The 16,919-nt window shown below is 46.0% G+C and carries 12 protein-coding genes; 11 read left to right on the top strand and 1 reads right to left on the bottom strand.

The features are described 5' to 3' along the window. Nucleotides 1–44 precede the first annotated feature (44 nt). The 11 genes from fdrA (at nt 45) to IGJ05_RS06615 (ending at nt 15,738) form a co-directional block, all read left to right on the top strand. The gene (gene fdrA, locus IGJ05_RS06665; protein ID WP_142437535.1) at nt 45–3,053 is read left to right on the top strand and encodes a DUF1116 domain-containing protein; all 3,009 of its coding nucleotides are present in this window, start codon (nt 45–47) and stop codon (nt 3,051–3,053) included. Continuing rightward, a complete protein-coding gene (locus IGJ05_RS06660) occupies nt 3,046–3,864 on the top strand; it encodes a DUF2877 domain-containing protein (RefSeq protein ID WP_228077377.1) in 819 nt (272 codons plus the stop codon). The genes fdrA and IGJ05_RS06660 overlap by 8 nt, the downstream gene beginning before the upstream one ends. A 15-nt stretch (nt 3,865–3,879) precedes the next feature. Further along, nucleotides 3,880–5,130, top strand: coding sequence for an MFS transporter (locus IGJ05_RS06655; RefSeq protein ID WP_428207813.1), 1,251 nt, complete (start codon nt 3,880–3,882; stop codon nt 5,128–5,130). Then, entirely contained in the window at nt 5,127–6,059 is a 933-nt protein-coding gene (gene arcC / locus IGJ05_RS06650; RefSeq protein ID WP_008379201.1) for a carbamate kinase, read from the top strand. The genes IGJ05_RS06655 and arcC overlap by 4 nt, the downstream gene beginning before the upstream one ends. Nucleotides 6,060–6,072: 13 nt before the next feature. Continuing rightward, nucleotides 6,073–7,290, top strand: coding sequence for a dicarboxylate/amino acid:cation symporter (locus IGJ05_RS06645; protein ID WP_010747683.1), 1,218 nt, complete (start codon nt 6,073–6,075; stop codon nt 7,288–7,290). A 48-nt stretch (nt 7,291–7,338) separates the two neighbouring features. Further along, complete coding sequence (gene allD / locus IGJ05_RS06640; RefSeq protein ID WP_010747684.1) at nt 7,339–8,400, top strand: ureidoglycolate dehydrogenase; 1,062 nt, start codon at nt 7,339–7,341, stop codon at nt 8,398–8,400. A 228-nt stretch (nt 8,401–8,628) separates the two neighbouring features. Continuing rightward, entirely contained in the window at nt 8,629–9,111 is a 483-nt protein-coding gene (gene ssb, locus IGJ05_RS06635; RefSeq protein ID WP_034695396.1) for a single-stranded DNA-binding protein, read from the top strand. Nucleotides 9,112–9,404: 293 nt separating this feature from the next. Further along, a complete protein-coding gene (locus IGJ05_RS06630) occupies nt 9,405–10,115 on the top strand; it encodes a gamma-glutamyl-gamma-aminobutyrate hydrolase family protein (RefSeq protein WP_262119050.1) in 711 nt (236 codons plus the stop codon). A gap of 28 nt (nt 10,116–10,143) precedes the next feature. Continuing rightward, complete coding sequence (locus tag IGJ05_RS06625; protein WP_142973712.1) at nt 10,144–11,787, top strand: peptide ABC transporter substrate-binding protein; 1,644 nt, start codon at nt 10,144–10,146, stop codon at nt 11,785–11,787. Nucleotides 11,788–12,251: 464 nt separating this feature from the next. After that, nucleotides 12,252–14,006 carry an ABC transporter ATP-binding protein gene (locus IGJ05_RS06620; protein WP_262119052.1) on the top strand — a complete coding sequence of 585 codons (1,755 nt, stop codon included), beginning with the start codon at nt 12,252–12,254 and terminating at the stop codon, nt 14,004–14,006. After that, a complete protein-coding gene (locus tag IGJ05_RS06615) occupies nt 13,990–15,738 on the top strand; it encodes an ABC transporter ATP-binding protein (protein ID WP_005225384.1) in 1,749 nt (582 codons plus the stop codon). Before IGJ05_RS06620 ends, IGJ05_RS06615 begins: the two co-directional genes overlap by 17 nt. Before the next feature lie 137 nt (nt 15,739–15,875). Here the strand turns inward: IGJ05_RS06615 and IGJ05_RS06610 are convergent, their stop codons facing one another. Continuing rightward, nucleotides 15,876–16,787 carry a LysR family transcriptional regulator gene (locus IGJ05_RS06610; RefSeq protein WP_208788219.1) on the bottom strand — a complete coding sequence of 304 codons (912 nt, stop codon included), beginning with the start codon at nt 16,785–16,787 and terminating at the stop codon, nt 15,876–15,878. Between the last annotated feature and the right edge of the window lie 132 nt (nt 16,788–16,919).

Here is a 16,919-nt window from a genome sequence, read left to right as displayed (position 1 = left end):
ACAAGGCTCGTTAGAATGAGAGTATAAGAAAAGGAGGAGAACAAATGCTGCACACAGTAATCTTAAAGAATAACTACCAAGATTCCATTAACTTAATGCTGCTGACGAATACGATCAATGATCTAGGCGATGTCGAAATGAGTCAAATCATGATGGGGACGGATGCAAACAAAGACATATTAAATAACACTGGCTTGCTTTCTGAAGAGGCTGAAGGGGCTTCACCCAACGATATGATGATCGTAGTCGATAGCCAAAACGAACAGATCATGGATCAAGTAATGCCAGCGATCGATTCATTTTTAGCTGATCTTTCAGCAAAAGATCAAGGCAAAGAAACGCCAGCGGCGGCTTCATGGCAAGAAGCCTTGAGCGCAATGCCGGATGCCAATGTTGCATTATTTAGTATTCCTGGGGAATATGGCGCAGCCGAGATGGAAAAAGCCTTGAAAAATGACTTGCATGTTTTCTCGTTTACGGACAATGTTGCTATCGAAGATGAAGTTCGTTTGAAAAAGCTGGCTCATGAAAAGGGTTTATTGATGATGGGGCCTGACTGTGGGACCGGTATTATTTCCAGCATTCCGATTGCCTTCACGAATGTCGTGGCACCAGGAAATATCGGCGTCGTTGGTGCCTCTGGTACGGGGATTCAAGAAGTGACGACGATCATTGACCGATTAGGCGGTGGTGTCGTTCATGCCATCGGGACCGGCGGACGTGACTTAAGCGAAAAAGTTGGGGCGATCACTGTCAAAGATGCCATCGTTGCTTTAGAAAATCATGAACCGACAGATGTGATTTGCGTGATCTCGAAACCACCTGCAAAAGAAGTGCGGGATGAAGTCGTTCAATTGCTGCAAAGTATCAGCAAACCAGTGGTAGCGATTTTCTTAGGAGAAAAACCAGAAGCCCATGAAGGAAAAGTCTATTTGGCACATACTCTGGAAGAAACAGCGCGCATCGCTGTTGATCTTGCCAATGAAGAACCCGTCAAAGCGAACTATTTTGAACGCGTGGCAACCCCAGATGTGCCCAAACTCGCTGAAGACAAAGTGGTCAAAGGTCTTTATTCTGGCGGTACATTAGCTGCCGAAGCAGGAATGCTGATCTCCGAAGCCTTGAATCTAGAAGGCCTTGTAAAACAAGAAGGCTATATCTTGCATTCCCACGGCTATGATGTGATCGACCTTGGTGATGATATCTATACCCAAGGCAAACCGCACCCAATGATCGATCCTGAAGTGCGCATCAAAAAAATCGAAGACTATGCGCAAGATGAGCAAACCGGGGTCATTTTATTTGATGTGGTGTTAGGTTACGGCGCACATGCAGATATGGTAGGTGCACTGTTACCAGCCATCGAAGCTGCACAGCAAACAGCCCAAGCAGCTGATCGCGCGCTATACTTTGTTGCTACCGTCTGCGGAACTGAAAAAGATCCGCAAAACTATCAAGAAGCAGTCAACCGTTTGAAAGCAACTGGCGTCTATGTGGCACCAAGCAATGCTCAAGCAGTGCAATTAGCCCTCGCCTTAAAAGGGGCGACTCTTTCTGAAGCAGACAAAGCGGTCAATGATTATACTGGTAGCAAAGTTGAGGTGCCGACAGTTAGCGAGAAAGTGATGGAGCTGTTGACCACCAAACCACGGATCATCAATGTTGGCTTGCAAAGCTTCAATGAATCGATCCTGCAATATGGCGGGAAAACAGAACAATTTAACTGGCGTCCTCGTGCCAACGGCAACAAGAAAATGATCCGTATTTTAGACGCGTTAGAAGAATTTGACGAAAAAATCACAGCTGAAAACCAAGCAGTGACGGATAAAATCAAAAATGCCCAACCATTCTTGATTGATGTCGTTCCAGCTAAATCAGTGATTGCTGAATTAAACGAAAGCCAGAAAACCTTGCTGCATGCAGGACCGCCGATCCAATGGTCGGAAATGACGGGACCGATGCAAGGGTCTTGTATCGGCGCTGCCTTGTTTGAACGCTGGGCGAAGGATGAAGACGAAGCCCGACGCTTACTCGAAAGTGGGGAAGTCCGCTTTATGCCATGTCACCATGTCCAGGCAGTTGGACCAATGGGGGGAATCACTTCTGGGAATATGCCTGTCTTTGTGGTTGAAAACCGCCTTGTCGGCAACAAAGCCTACTGTATTTTGAACGAAGGGATCGGTAAAGTCTTACGATTTGGTGCCTATTCACAAGAAGTCATCGATCGTTTGGATTGGATCAAAGACGTCTTAGGACCAACCATTGCCAAGGCATTACAATTAACAGAAGAAGGCATCAACTTGAATGTATTGATTGCCCGGTCGATCACAATGGGGGATGAATTCCATCAACGAAATATTGCAGCATCATTGAACTTTTTGAAAGAGATCGCGCCGTTGATCATCCAAACAGAGATCGATGAAAAGCAAAAATATGAAGTGATCAAGTTCTTAGCAGATACCGATCAGTTCTTCTTGAATATCATGATGGCAACCGGGAAAGCCATCGTTGACGGTGCCCGTGTCGATGCCAAAGGAACGATCGTGACCACCATGACGAGAAACGGTGTTAACTTTGGGGTTCGTGTCGCCCAAACAGAAGACCAATGGCATACTGCACCAGTCAATACGCCGAAAGGTTTGTACTTTACTGGGTTTACCGAAGCAGATGGCAATCCTGATATTGGGGACAGTGCCATTACTGAAACCGTCGGTGTCGGAGCAATGGCGATGGTAGCCGCACCAGGGGTAACACGCTTTGTCGGCGCTGGTGGCTTTGAAGATGCGCTGGAAACTTCCAACGAAATGGCAAAAATCTGTTTCGGTCATAATCCGACCTTCTCGATCCCAACATGGGACTTCCAAGGGACTTGTTTGGGGATCGACATCCGTAAAGTCGTTGAAACAGGCATCACCCCAATCATTAATACTGGGATTGCCCATAAAGAAGCAGGTGTCGGTCAAGTCGGCGCAGGCACGGTGCGTGCACCGTTAGGCTGTTTTGAAAATGCCTTGACGGCTTATGCGAAGGATCTGGGGATCGAAGTTGACTGAGAAAATCAAAATCAGTGATTATCTAGACCCACTGCAACGATTCGGTCGTACCGGTCGGGTGCATAGCGTGTTTGATCGTTCATTCAATGTGATGATCGGGCAGCAGCTGGTCAATATCAACAACTATCGCAACTATTTAACTGGCTTCGGCGTCTTTTTACCCGATGCATTGTTTGAACAAGTCCTACCTTTGATCGAAGTCGGCAATCGCGTGCAAGTCCGAGAGCATGGTCTGACCTTTTACAGCACAAAAGGAACATTTTCTCTTTCATTAGAGGAGAAAGAATTGGTTTCGCTGCAGGTGAAGGAGTTATCCTTCACCTCTGCGGAATTGCAGCTTTTGAAAGAAATACTGCTTCAACAAGAACTAGAAACCAAGATTGGGTTGCCAGAAGATGAGAAAACCCAAGCAGTGTTTGCGGCATTGCGGCAGTCTGTCTCAGATTGGGAACCAATCATTGACCACCTGATTGGTCGCGGCAAAGGATTGACACCTAGCGGCGATGATCTTCTCGTTGCCTATCAAGCGATGCTCTATGCCTTGCAGCAGCCAGAAGCCGAAACGTTAGCGCAAGCATTGGCAAAACCGCTGTCTACGACGGATGTCAGCCTTGCATATATTCAAAGTGCCAGTCAAGGGTATGTCAATTCGGTAATGCTGCAATTATTCCAAGACGTAAAAAGCAAAAACCCACAGGTGCTGGAAAACGACGTGCAGCAGCTGATGTCCATCGGTCATTCGTCAGGCAAAGATCTTAGCTTTGGGTTGTTGTTAGCGTTGGAGTCATTGTCACTTGAGGAAAAAGAATAGAAAAGGGGAGAAATCATGGAAATCAGTAACCAGAAAGATGCGGTCAAAGTAAGCAATTCTTACTGGAAAAAAGTCATTGCTATTTTCTTTGTCGGCTGGATTTTAATGTACGCCACACGGACGATCTTCAATCCAATCATGGGTGTGATCGGTGAAGAATTCAATTTAAGTAACACACAACTAGGACTTGCCAATAGTATTTTCTTTTTGACTTATGCCGTTGCGCAAATTCCTTTTGGGATCATCGGCGACAAAATCGGTCGCAAATTAGTGATCGCTCTAGGCTTTGTTTTATTGGCGGTGACTACGTACTTCAGTGGGCTAGCCACAAGCTTTGTTTTGTTTTTAGTGATTCGTGCCATTGCAGGGATTGGTCAAGGTGCCTATTACGGTCCGCAATACGCATTGTCTACCGAAGCGATTCCCGACAACAAACGAACCGTCGGAAATGCCATTATCAACAGTGGGATGGCGTTTGGAACGTCTGGTGGGTACTTGCTTTCTAGTAAATTAGTCTTGGATAACGGGGGCCATTGGAGCCAACCCTTCTTCCTAATGGCAATTCCGACCTTGATCGTCGGTGTCTTGTTCTATTTTGTTTTGAAAGAAAAAGTGATTCGTCCAGAAGATGAAGGACAAGAAATAAAAGAAGAAGGGCCGAAAGAAAAGATTTCCTTGAAGCAGATTTTTTCAAACCGCAATCTCGTGGCAGCCTTTGTTCTATGCTTTACCAGCATTTATGCAAACTTTGTGATCATTACTTGGCTGCCGCAATTCTTGATTGCCGAGCGTGGCTTTGAAGGGGCGAGTGTCGGCTTTATTGCTTCCTTAGTCCCATGGGCATCAATTCCAGGTGCGTTGATTTTTGCTCGATTGAATGATAAAACAGGCGCAACGAAAAAATTAGTCTATTTATTGGTCCCATTGGCGACCCTTTCCGTATTTGCCATTGCCTTTGTAACGGATCGTACCTTATTGATCACTGTTTTGATTTTGTATGGATTGACTGGCAAGCTGGCGCTTGATCCAATCGTCGTGACCTTTGTGACGAAAAACGCACCAAAAGGCGCCTTAGGAACGACCTTGAGTGCCTATAATTTTATCGGGATGTCGGGGTCGATCTTAGCACCTTATGTTACTGGCTTTTTAGCCGATTCTTTAGGATCGATGCAGGTCGGGTTTTACCTGTCTTGTCTATTACTGCTGATCGGATTAGGTGTTTTTGCCGTATTAGCAAAGGAAAATCAGAAGGAGAGCATAAAATGAGTTTGAATGTGATCGCGTTAGGCGGCAATGCTATTTTAGATAAAGACCCTAGTGATGAAGGACAAAAAGCAGTTGTTGCGCAAGCAGCACGTTATATTGCCGATTTTGTCGAAAAAGGGGAAAAAGTCATTGTTTGTCACGGCAATGGACCACAAGTCGGCAACTTACTGTTGCAGCAAAAAGCAGGGGAAAGTGAAAAAAATCCCCAATTGAAATTAGACAGCTGCGTGGCGATGACCCAAGGAAGTATCGGTTATTGGCTGCAAAATGCCTTGATCAATGAGTTTGCCACACGTCAAGCACATCCTTCGGTGATCTCATTAGTCACCCAAGTTCGTGTCGATCCAGCAGATCCATCCTTTGAGAAACCTTCCAAACCAGTCGGACCTTTTTATAGTGAAGAGGAAGCCAATGCTGCGATGGCAGCCAATGGCGGGGTATATCAAGAAGATGCTGGGCGTGGTTACCGGAAAGTGGTTCCATCCCCGAAACCGCAAGAAATCGTTGAAAAAGAAGCCATCAAAACATTGGTCGATGCTGGTGTGATCACGATTTGCGCCGGTGGTGGTGGCGTACCTGTCGTTCGCAACGACAATGGGTTTACTGGCGTGGAAGCCGTCAACGACAAGGACTTTACCGCTAGTGTCTTAGCAAAAGACGTGCAGGCCGATCGCCTGATCATTTTGACTGGTGTCGACAATATCTACATCAATTACAACCAGCCGAATCAGCAAGCCTTAGGGGAAATCAGTGTGGCACAAGCCAAGGGCTACATCGAGGAAGGCCATTTTGCAGCGGGTAGTATGTTGCCAAAAATAGAAGCTGCGATTGATTTTGTCGAAGAAGATGCAGCCAGAACCGCGATTATTACCTCAATCGAAAAGTTAGCTGAACTGGATCAGCATACAGGAACCATACTTCGAAAATAAAGAGGGGATCAAAGTGAAAGCAAAAAAACTACCGATGGTGACGCAGATCGTTATTGCCGTTCTTCTAGGGATTCTTTGCGGTTTGTTCTTTGGGCAAGCCGCTTCGTTCCTAAAAATTTTGGGCGATCTTTTCTTGCGTCTGATGCAAATGGCGATCCCATTATTGATCGTTGGCCAAATCATTCAAGCAGTTGGGGGGATTGCCCCGAAAGAACTCACTCGTTTGGGTGGAAAAACGATCGCTGTCTTTGGGATTTCCTCCTTATTCGCTGCTGCATGGGGCGTGCTGATGGCGCTCTTCTTTGCTCCAGGCAAAGGGATCGACTTTTCACAAGCTGCCGGCGAACCTCTGCAAGCACAAGAAATTTCTATATCAGAGACAGTGATCAACTTTATTCCCACGAATATTTTCGATGCGTTGAGTAAAGGGTCAATTATTCAAATCATCGTTTTTGGGTTATTTTTTGGTGTTGCCCTCAATCGCTTTGTGCAAAAGAAACCTGAGTCAGCTCTTTATGGGCTGATCGTGGATCTGAATGAGGTCGTCATTGCCATCATTCGTTACGTGATGATCGTGGCACCAATCGGTATTTTTGCTTTGATCGCTTCAACGATCAGCTCCCTGGGCTTGCAGATCATTTTGCCATTAGGCAGCTATTTGCTCGTCTACGGTCTAGCCACCGTCACGTTCCTTGGGCTGTGGCTAGTCTTGTTGACCGTGTATTGTCGGATCAATCCGTTACGATTGATCAAAAATATGAAAAATATGTCGGTCATGGCATTGGCGACAACCTCCTCTGCCATCACGCTGCCGATCGCTATGGAAGAATCCCAGAATAAATTAGGACTCAGTAGCCGCATCACCAATTTGGTATTGCCGTTAGGGATGTCTTTGAACAGCAATGGGTCAGCGATGCATATGGCGATTACAGTCATGACGATCGCCCAAATGTATCAAATCAACTTTGACGGGATCCAAATGGTGACGGTAGCTGTAACTGCGACTTTCGTTTCTTTAGCCAATGCAGTTGTTCCCGGAGCGGGGTTAGTTTCCTTGGCAATCATTGTTCCCCAGCTCGGTTTACCAATCGAAAGCATTGCGCTATTTGCTGGTGTCGAATGGTTTGTTGGTATGCTGCGGACGATCTTGAACGTGAACTCAGACGTCTATTCAGCGCTTTTGATCGCTAAGTCTGCTGATGAACTCGATCATCGCGTGTTTAATCAATAAGAGAAGCCGTTGCCAAGCGTGCTTCTCTTTTTCTAAGGAGGAGAAAAGATGGAAGAAATGAGCAGACGATCTCTGCTGGAATTAGAAGCATTGATGAAAAAGAAACTCTTGGCTGCTGGTTTGCCAGAAGCCGCTGCCAGTGAAACAGCGGCGCATTTGACCTTTGCGGATGCGTGCGGGATCCATTCTCATGGTGCCGTGCGGATGGACTACTATGCCGAGCGCTTAGTAAAAGGCGGCATCACGCTAGAACCAAACATGTCTTTTGAAAAAACAGGCGCCGCTACTGGAATTTTTCACGGAGATAACGGCATGGGGCATTATGTGTGCAACGAAGCGATTGCGATCGCCATTCATCTGGCGAAAGAAGCAGGGATCGCTGCAGTAGGAATCGAGCAGACCAGCCATAGCGGGACGATGGCGTATTACGTCAAACAGGCTGCTGAAGCCGACTTAGTGGCGATCGCCATGTGTCAATCGGATCCGATGGCGGTGCCTTTTGGTGGGACCGAAAACTATTTTGGCACCAATCCAATCGCGTTTGCAGCACCACGAGCCAATCATCCGCCGGTGGTTTTTGATATGGCGACAACGGTTCAAGCGTGGGGCAAAATTTTGGACGCTCGCTCGAAGAAGCAGCAGATCCCCGATACTTGGGCCGTAGACGAGCAAGGCTTGCCTACCACCGACCCCTATGCAGTCCAAGGATTATTGCCAATCGCTGGTGCCAAAGGATATGGCTTGATGATGATGGTGGATATTTTAGCTGGCTCGATGTTGGGCTTGGCTTTTGGTAAACAGGTCACCTCCATGTATGCGGATTTGACGGAAAAACGTCGCTTAGGACAATTTCTTCTTGTGATCGATCCGTCTCGTTTTACGGACACCGAAACCTTCAAGCAAAGCGTCGATCAGATGGTGACTGAGCTGCATGCAATCTCGCCAGTAAAAGGGCAATCACAAGTCTACTATCCTGGAGAGATCAGCCAAATACACTTTGAAAAAGCTCAGCAAGAAGGGGTCCTGATCCCCAAAGCGATCATCGATTATCTCGAAAGCGAAACCCTCCATTTTGATCGCTATGGTAGTCAAGATTCCTTTGCTAAATAAAGATTTGCAGAAGACGGTTGGTTCATAGGGGTATTGAACCAACTGTTTTTTTGCTGTGTGGAGCAAAGAGAATTTTTCCGTCAAAAAATCGCAGCTTTTTGACAGGAGCAGACGAATTCTTTGAGTTGGTTCATTTTTTTCAAAGCATTTCTTAAGCCATTCGCCCTTTGATTGCTTGTTTTTTGGAATATGGTAGAATAGGTCGCATAAGTTTAGATCACTCAAGAAATGAGAGAAAAGCGAGGATGCAGCGTGGCAATGAATAAAGTGGTTCTTACTGGGAAAATCGCAGCGATGCCTAGTAAAGAAGCGTTTGATGCGGCGGACGATCAGGGCGTACGTTTTGATCTTGTCATTGTATCTCAATGGCAAAACAGTGAAGAAGTGCATCATGAATGGTTTGCTTGTGTCGTTCATGGGAAACAGGCAGAGACCTTTTTACGGTATACTCAAAAAGGAGCAAGTATTAAAATCAACGGACACTTGCAAGGCTGTCCGTATGAAACAGCAGAAGGGCAAAGATTTTGTGCGGCAGAAGTGGTGGTGGATACCTTTCAAATTTTAGAGTTAGCAGAAGAACCAGCGACGCCTTTTCCTAAAAAGCGACCATCGACACTTGATGAAACGACGCAAACAAAGTCGATCCGCAATGAAAAAGATCCCCTAAAAACACAGATGCTGGAGTTTTTAAAAGACAATCGATTATTTTAATGACGAAACATGCGGAAAGCCACGGCTTCTCGCATGTTTTTTTACGTAGAGAAAGCATTGGCAAAATTCAACTATATCTGACTAGCGGTGTTCTTTATTGCGAATCAAAGAGGCGGTTGAATAGAATGGTGATTGTAATAAATGATCGCGAAAGTGAAAATAGTGTTTCACAAAAAGTGCCGATTGGTTTAGAATAGTTGAAACATATCTTGAGGGAAAAAGTGGCGCTTGCCTTGTTCAACTGCTAGATGCCGCTTTTTTCTGAAAAATTCGTTAATCAGGGAGGGATGTCGATGGGCAAACCAATTATAGGGATCGCTGCGAATGAAGTGCAAGATGCTGGCGATGTGCTGCATCATTTGCCGATCGCCTACACACCATTAGGGTATGTGCGAGCGATCCAGCAAGCGGGCGGACTGCCATTGCTCTTGCCAATCAGTGAACCAGCTATAGCCAAGGACTATGTTTCACAGATCGATAAACTGGTGTTAGCTGGTGGACAAGATGTTTCACCCAAGTTTTATGGGCAGGAGGCCCATCAGGCAACTGGAAGCGGCTTTTTGGCACGGGATGAGTTTGAACTGGAGCTGATCGATGAAGCGCTGCTGCAAAAGAAACCAATTTTTGCGGTTTGTCGGGGGATGCAGCTGGTCAACGTGGCCTTTGGGGGCACGCTGCAGCAAGACATCAGTACCTTCAGTGAGATCATTCATATGCAGGCGCCGATTCCGAAAGAAGTGCCGACCCATGCCATCGCGACGGCTGAAAAAAGCATGTTGGCTCGTGTATACGGTCAAAAAACAAAGGTCAATTCCTTTCATCATCAAGCGGTGGATCGATTGGCTCGTCCATTGCAAAAGACAGCTTGGAGTCCTGATGGCATCATTGAAGGCATTGAACACGTGGGTCAGCGCTTGTTGGCGGTTCAGTGGCATCCTGACTTTGCCTATGATGCGCTTTTACAAGAACAAGCGGTTTTCAAGTATGTCGTTGACGTGTTGTAAGAAAGAAGGTCACGCAAGGAGGAGAAAAATGAAAAAGAAAATGATTGGTATCACTGCTTTCACAGTATTGGTTTTAAGTGCCTGCAGTACCACGAGTCCCACGACGGATTCTGGACAGCAAGAGGAGCAAGGCGCTGTTGCGCAAGAGATTCAAGTATCAACCGCGGGCGCCTTATCGACCCTTGATAGCGGGCAATACACGGATGTCAACAGTTCCGATATGATCGGACAAGTGGCAGAAGGGTTATACCGTCTGGATCAAGAGGGGGACCCTGAGCTTGCGATGGCCGCTGAAGAGCCTACGGTATCAGAAGATGGACTGGTTTATACCTTCACCATTCGTGATGCAACATGGAGCAATGGCGATCCTGTTACAGCGGATGATTTTGTCTACGCCTTTCAATATGTTGCCAATCCAGAGAACGGTTCTAGCAGCAGCAATCAAATGGATGTGTTGAAAAATGGCAGTCAAGTACGTCAAGGAGATGCTGAGGTCAGTGAGTTAGGTGCCAAAGCATTGGACCAGCAGACGTTAGAGCTGACATTGGCAAGTCCGATCTCGTATTTGGATCAGATTCTGGTCGGGACACCTTTTATGCCAAAAAATCAAGCGTTTGCTGAAGAAAAAGGCGCCGATTATGGGTTGTCGGCGGAAAATTTTGTCGGCAATGGCCCATTCTTGATCGAAGGGTGGAACGGGACCAACGAATCATGGACGTTAACGAAAAATCCTGATTATTGGGATGCTGAGAATGTCCAATTGACCAAGATCGACGTGCAAGTAGTGAAGGAAACGGCAACTGGTGTCAGCCTTTTTGAAACAGGAGAACTGGACTACACCACCTTAACGGATACGTACGCGCAGCAATACCAAAACTCAGCTCAAGCCAACTATGTGCCAAAGGCGCTGGTGGGGTATTTAAGTGCCAACCAAAAACGAGAAGTCACAGGCAATGTCAAGGTACGTCAGGCGATTTTACAAGCCATCGACAAAGAGGCATTTGCTGAAAATATCTTAGGCGATGGATCCACTGCATTGAACGGCTTTGTGCCAAGCAACTTTGCCAAAGATCCTGAAACAGACCAAGATTTTCGTGAAGAAAATGGCGATTTACTGCCGTATGATCTCACAGCCGCACAAGCGCTTTGGGCACAAGCCAAAGAAGAGTTGGGACAAGACGAGATCACTTTGGAACTGTTGTCAGCAGATACAGCAGCAGCCAAGAAAACCATCGAATTTGTCCAAGGACAGTTAGAAACTAATTTGCCTGGTTTAACCATCGATGCCAAGTCGATTCCTTTACAAAACCGCTTGGACTTGCAATCCCAAGGTGAATTTGATCTCGTCTTCGGGACTTGGACACCAGATTACGCGGACCCGATCAACTTCTTAGAATTTTATGATTCGACAGGTGGCTTGAATACCTCTGGGTATGCTAGTGAAAGGTACGACCAAGGGTTACAAGAAGCACGGACGACTTTAGCAAACGACCCAGCTGCCCGTTGGGACTTATTGAAAGAACTCGAGAAACAATTGATCGTTGAAGATACAGCCGTCTTGCCGTTATATCAAGGAGCGGTAGCGTATTTGAAAACAGATCGCTTGCAAGGGGTGCAAGTGTTTCCTTTTGGACGAACAGTATCCTATCGCCTAGCATCTGTCACAGAATAAACAGGTAGTAAGAAAACAGAGGAACTTTTTTTTAACCAATTGTGCTGATCAAACAGCGCTTGTTGAAAAGAGGGGCATCTGTTTTTTTATTTTTGCCAAAATCCTTGCAACTCTTGGGATAAAACAGGAATTCGTTTTCAAAAAAAGGTTGTTAAAAAGGACTGTTCTGACATTCGTATTTTTAGAAAAGTCAATCTTTTTTAAAGAAAATTAATAAAAGTTGTTGCATTCTCAGAAACTTATCTGTAAAGTGTTAGGTGTAGTCAGCAAAAATAAAAAGAGAAGGAGGGATTACGATGCAAAAAGTATTTGATAAAAAAACAACCAAATTGAATAAAGTGAATCCCTCATTCGGTAACCATTAGTGTACAGATAATGTCTATAATAACGACGTTTATGCTCTGTCCTTTTTCCGAAGGGACAGAGCTTTTTTGTGTACTTTTTTAGAATGTGAGGGATAAAACATGAAGTATGTATTAAAACAATTAACAACGTATTTTAAAGAACATAAGGTGCGCTATACCTTTGTATTCGTCTTTATGGTGATCGCTAGTGCGATGTATGTCGCACCGATCTATATTCTGCGCTTGTTCATTGATGCGTTGATTCAAGATAATTTTGATTACTCCGTACTGATCCAATATGTGAGCCTCTTCGCGGGAGCTATCTTGTTAGGATATTTGGCGGAATTTGTTTGGACGTTTAATTTATTTATTGGTTCCTACGATTTGCAAAAACAATTACGGGAACAATTGATGAGCCACTTTCTCAAAATGGGGGCGCCGTTTTACCATCGTTTCCGAACAGGTGATTTAATGACTCGTTCCAGTGACGATGTCCAAGTGATGGGGATGACCGTTGGGTATGGACTGATGGTTTTCTTAAATACTAGTTTGTATCTAAGCTTTATCGTAGCGATGATGGCTGGGACGGTTTCTTGGCTACTGTCCTTGATTGCCTTGATTCCAATGCCGCTTTTAGCCTATTACATTTTCAAATGGGGCTCGCAAGTCGATAAGGCGTTTACGGAAGCGCAGAATTCTGTTTCTGAGATGAACAGTGAAGTGCTGGAGATCATTGATGGCATTCGGGTCGTCCGAGCTTATGGACTAGAAGGAGCCACCACGGAACAGTTTCGAAAGAAAACACTGGAAACACGAGCGAAAAACAATATCGTATCTGAGATCGATTCCCGTTTTGGGCCGCTGATTACCATCATCTTAGCGATCAGTTTCGTGATGAGCTTTGGTGTGGGGGCGTTTCTTGTTGCCAACCAAACGATCACCATCGGTGCGATGGTCTCTTTCCAAGTGTACTTGACAATGGTCGTTTGGCCGATGATCTCAGCAGGAGATCTTGTGAATGTGATGCAGCAAGGTGCCGCATCCTGGCGTCGGATCAATGAAGTGCTGCAGACGGGGGATGAATTAGAAACGCCAGGCGAAGCCGACCTGCAAGCCATCAATACGATCCGTTTTGAAGCATACCATTTCCAATACCCGCAAGCAGCTCGTTATGTGTTAGAAGGACTGGATTTGACGATCACTCGTGGAGAAGTCTTAGGGATCGTTGGGAAGACCGGCAGCGGAAAAACGACGCTGCTAAGACAATTCGGTCACCGCTATCCATACTCTGATCAAGTCCCCTTGATCAACGAGCAGCCGTTGACGGCCTATCAAACAACAGCAGTGCGCAACCACTTTGCAGAAGTGCCGCAAGAACATACCTTGTTTTCACGAACGATTCGCGAGAACTTGTTATTCGGACAGCCAGACGCTTCCGAAGAAGTATTGTGGGAAGCACTGGAAGCTGCTTGCTTTAGCGAAGACATCAAGTGGATGCCAGAAGGGCTCGAAACGGTCGTCGGTGAGAAAGGCGTTTCCCTTTCTGGTGGACAAAAACAGCGCTTGTCCTTAGCACGGGCGTTTTTACGAAACAGTGAAGTCCTCTTACTGGATGATGCCCTTTCGGCAGTTGATGCCAAAACGGAACAAGCCATCATCACGAATTTGAAAACGATGAAGCAGGCACCGACCTCCATCATCGTGACCCATCGATTGTCCGCCATCACCGAAGCGGATCAAATCATCGTCTTAGAAGACGGACGGATCACACAGCGTGGTACCCATCAGGAGTTGATCGAAACGCCAGGCTGGTACCAAGAGCAGTATTATCATCAACAGTTAAAGGAGGACGATACGAGTGTTCTCAACGATTAAACGTTTGCTCACGTATTTGAGCTATTATAAAAAACAATTTACCGTGGGTGCGATCTTGCTGTTGCTGGCTGCAGCGCTCGAACTGACTTCACCACTGATTGCCAAGCAGCTGATCGACCGAGTGATGACACCGGCGGTTAACAGTAGCAATTTAGACACGATGCTTTTGATCCAATTGCTCGCTGGGTATTTGCTGGTCAATTTGATTGGTTCCCTCTTTCGTTATATCAGCTTGCTGCAATTGCGAAAAATGTCCAACAGTATCGTCAAAAAAATGCGGGATCAGCTTTTTGACCATATGCACAAATTACCGGTTTCTTACTTTGACCAGATCCCAGCAGGTAAAGTCGTTGCACGAATCACGAATGACACCGAAGTCTTGCGGTCTAATTTCTACGTGATCGTGATCAGTAATTTGTTAAGCAACATCATCCAAATCATTGGTGCGTTTATTGCATTGTTTCTTTTGAATCGTACCTTAGGAGCAGCGATGCTGATTTTGATCCCGATTTTAGGAATCTGGCAGCACTTTTATACCAAATATGCCTCTCGTTACAATTTAGCAATGCGGGAATACATCTCACAAATCAGTGGGCAGTTGAATGAATTTGTCCAAGGAATGGCGATCATCCAAGCCTTCCAACGAGAAAATCAGTTGCAGAAAGAATTTAATGAAACAGTAGAGAAATGGTTCAAAACTGGACGTAAATACCTCTTGCTCGATTCAAGTATCGCTTGGGGATTAGGCAATTTGTTGCGAAATTCAACGATCTTGATTTTGATCACGACCTTGGCCGCCTTTTTCCTTGATGGCCGTTTGGCGATCTCAGCAGGCTTGCTGTATGCCTTTATTGATTACATCAACCGCCTGTATGATCCCATCGAAGGGCTTGTCCAAACCATCACCAATGTGCAGCAATCATTAGCTGCTGGACAGCGGGTCTTTGAGTTTGCTGATCAGCCGGTTGAAAAACAACAAAGTGAGCAGCTGACTGTCACGAATGGCGATGTTTCTTTCCAACAAGTGACCTTTGGCTACGACCCTGAGCAAGCGATCTTGCACGATATCAACTTTGACGTTGCCGCAGGAGAGACCATTGCTTTAGTTGGTCATACTGGTTCTGGAAAATCGAGTATTTTGAACCTGTTGTTCCGTTTTTATGATCCGCAGCAGGGAAAAATCGTTGTGGATGGACAAGTGATCGCTGATTATGATCGTCATAGTTTAAGAGATTCAATGGCGATCGTCATGCAAGATCCCTATCTATTTACTGGAACGATCGCCAGCAACATCGGGATGAACGATCCAACGATCACCGAAGCGATGATTATCGATGCCTTGAAACAAGTCGGCGCTGACTACCTTTTGAGCCGCTACGAAAAAGGCATCCATCATCCGGTCGTTGAAAAAGGCAATGAGTTTTCTAGTGGAGAACGCCAGCTGATCAGTTTCGCCCGTGCGCTGGTGTTTGATCCAAAAATCTTGATTCTGGATGAAGCGACGAGCCATGTGGACACTGAAACAGAGTCCATCATTCAAAAGGCGATGACCGTCTTGCAAAAAGGACGGACGACCTTCATGATCGCTCACCGTTTGTCAACGATCAAACAAGCCGATCAAATCTTGGTCCTAGACCAAGGGAAGATCGTGGAACGGGGAACCCATGCAAGTCTTGTCCAAGGGCAGGGAATCTATCAGCAAATGTATCAAATGCAGGCAGAGCAGCTGTAATCAGCGGTGATTGCCGACAACAGTAACCGTAAAAGAAAATCCTTGAGCCTCCTGCATGGGAAGTGGCTCAAGGATTTTTTATATAATGCGAAGGTGCAGCCAATCATCTATGGGGAGTAGGAAGAGGAGGCCTTCGCTTATATATCAGTAGGAAAAGCGGCAAGGTGTTGTCGTAATTTTGTTAAGAAACGCTCGCCGATCACTGATAATGGGCGAGCGTTCTTTTTAATGAGGATGATCTCACCCTCGGACGCGTCGATCAAAGGAAGAAAAGCCAAGCCTTGGCGTTCTGGTTGGGCAACGATCCCCGAGCCGGTTCCATACAGATCCGTCTGCTGTAATAGCTGGACCATCGTGCCTCGATCGCTGACATGCACCACTTGAGGGCTTTGAGCAAAGTCGATCAAATCTTCGGAAAAGAACGAATAGCGTTCATCTTCTTGCAAAAAGCGTACTTGCGGATAGGGGGCGAGATCCTTTAAGGAAAGCTGCTTTTTTTCTGTCAAGGGATGAGTCGCTCGTAAAAAGACATGGGGGCGAAACCGTCCCAACGCCTCGAAAGACAATTGGGCGCCTTGCAACAGTCGTTCCAATCCTGCTCGGTTTTGCTCATTCAAATAAAGAACCCCAAATTCACTTCGATATTGCTGCACGTCCGTGATTACCTTTAAGGTCGTGGTTTCTAAAAGGCGAAACTGGCGACAGTCGGGAAATTCCTGCAGCAGCTCACTGAAAATTCCAGCCGTGAAATCATAGTGCTGGCTTGCGATGGCGAAGGTTTGACTCGCTGCTTGCTTGCTGGAAAAACGCGTTTGCAGCTGCGCCACTTGACTCAAGATCGGCTGGGCATGGTCTAGAAATTCCGAGCCTTCGGCAGTCAAGCGGGCACCTTGATTCGTACGCTCAAAAAGCTGGACCTCCAATTCTGTTTCCAACTCTTTCACGGCTTGGGAAAGACTTGGCTGTGAGAGATACAGCCGTTTGGCTGCTTCACGAAAACTTCCATGGTCAGCGATCGCTTGCACGATCCGAATTTGTTGAATATTCAATTTTTGACCTCCTTTACAAAGATTCAGACGGAAAAAGGGTCCACCAATCAATAGTAGTCAGTTCTTTTCCTTCTATAATAGAAGCTTCTTAAAAAATAAGACGACAGTTGCTGCTTATTGCTACTTGTGAAG

Source organism: Enterococcus sp. AZ167 (assembly GCF_051714025.1).
Classification (GTDB): Bacteria; Bacillota; Bacilli; order Lactobacillales; family Enterococcaceae; genus Enterococcus_D; species Enterococcus_D casseliflavus.
This window is presented reverse-complemented; position numbering and strand designations above follow the sequence as displayed.

Excerpts from the sequence above, each read along its gene's own strand:
- fdrA (WP_142437535.1), top strand. The coding sequence starts at position 45 with ATGCTGCACACAGTAATCTTAAAGAATAACTACCAAGATTCCATTAAC.
- allD (WP_010747684.1), top strand. The coding sequence starts at position 7,339 with ATGGAAGAAATGAGCAGACGATCTCTGCTGGAATTAGAAGCATTGATG.
- IGJ05_RS06625 (WP_142973712.1), top strand. The coding sequence starts at position 10,144 with ATGAAAAAGAAAATGATTGGTATCACTGCTTTCACAGTATTGGTTTTA.
- IGJ05_RS06620 (WP_262119052.1), top strand. The coding sequence starts at position 12,252 with ATGAAGTATGTATTAAAACAATTAACAACGTATTTTAAAGAACATAAG.
- IGJ05_RS06630 (WP_262119050.1), top strand. The coding sequence starts at position 9,405 with ATGGGCAAACCAATTATAGGGATCGCTGCGAATGAAGTGCAAGATGCT.
- arcC (WP_008379201.1), top strand. The coding sequence starts at position 5,127 with ATGAGTTTGAATGTGATCGCGTTAGGCGGCAATGCTATTTTAGATAAA.
- ssb (WP_034695396.1), top strand. The coding sequence starts at position 8,629 with ATGAGAGAAAAGCGAGGATGCAGCGTGGCAATGAATAAAGTGGTTCTT.
- IGJ05_RS06655 (WP_428207813.1), top strand. The coding sequence starts at position 3,880 with ATGGAAATCAGTAACCAGAAAGATGCGGTCAAAGTAAGCAATTCTTAC.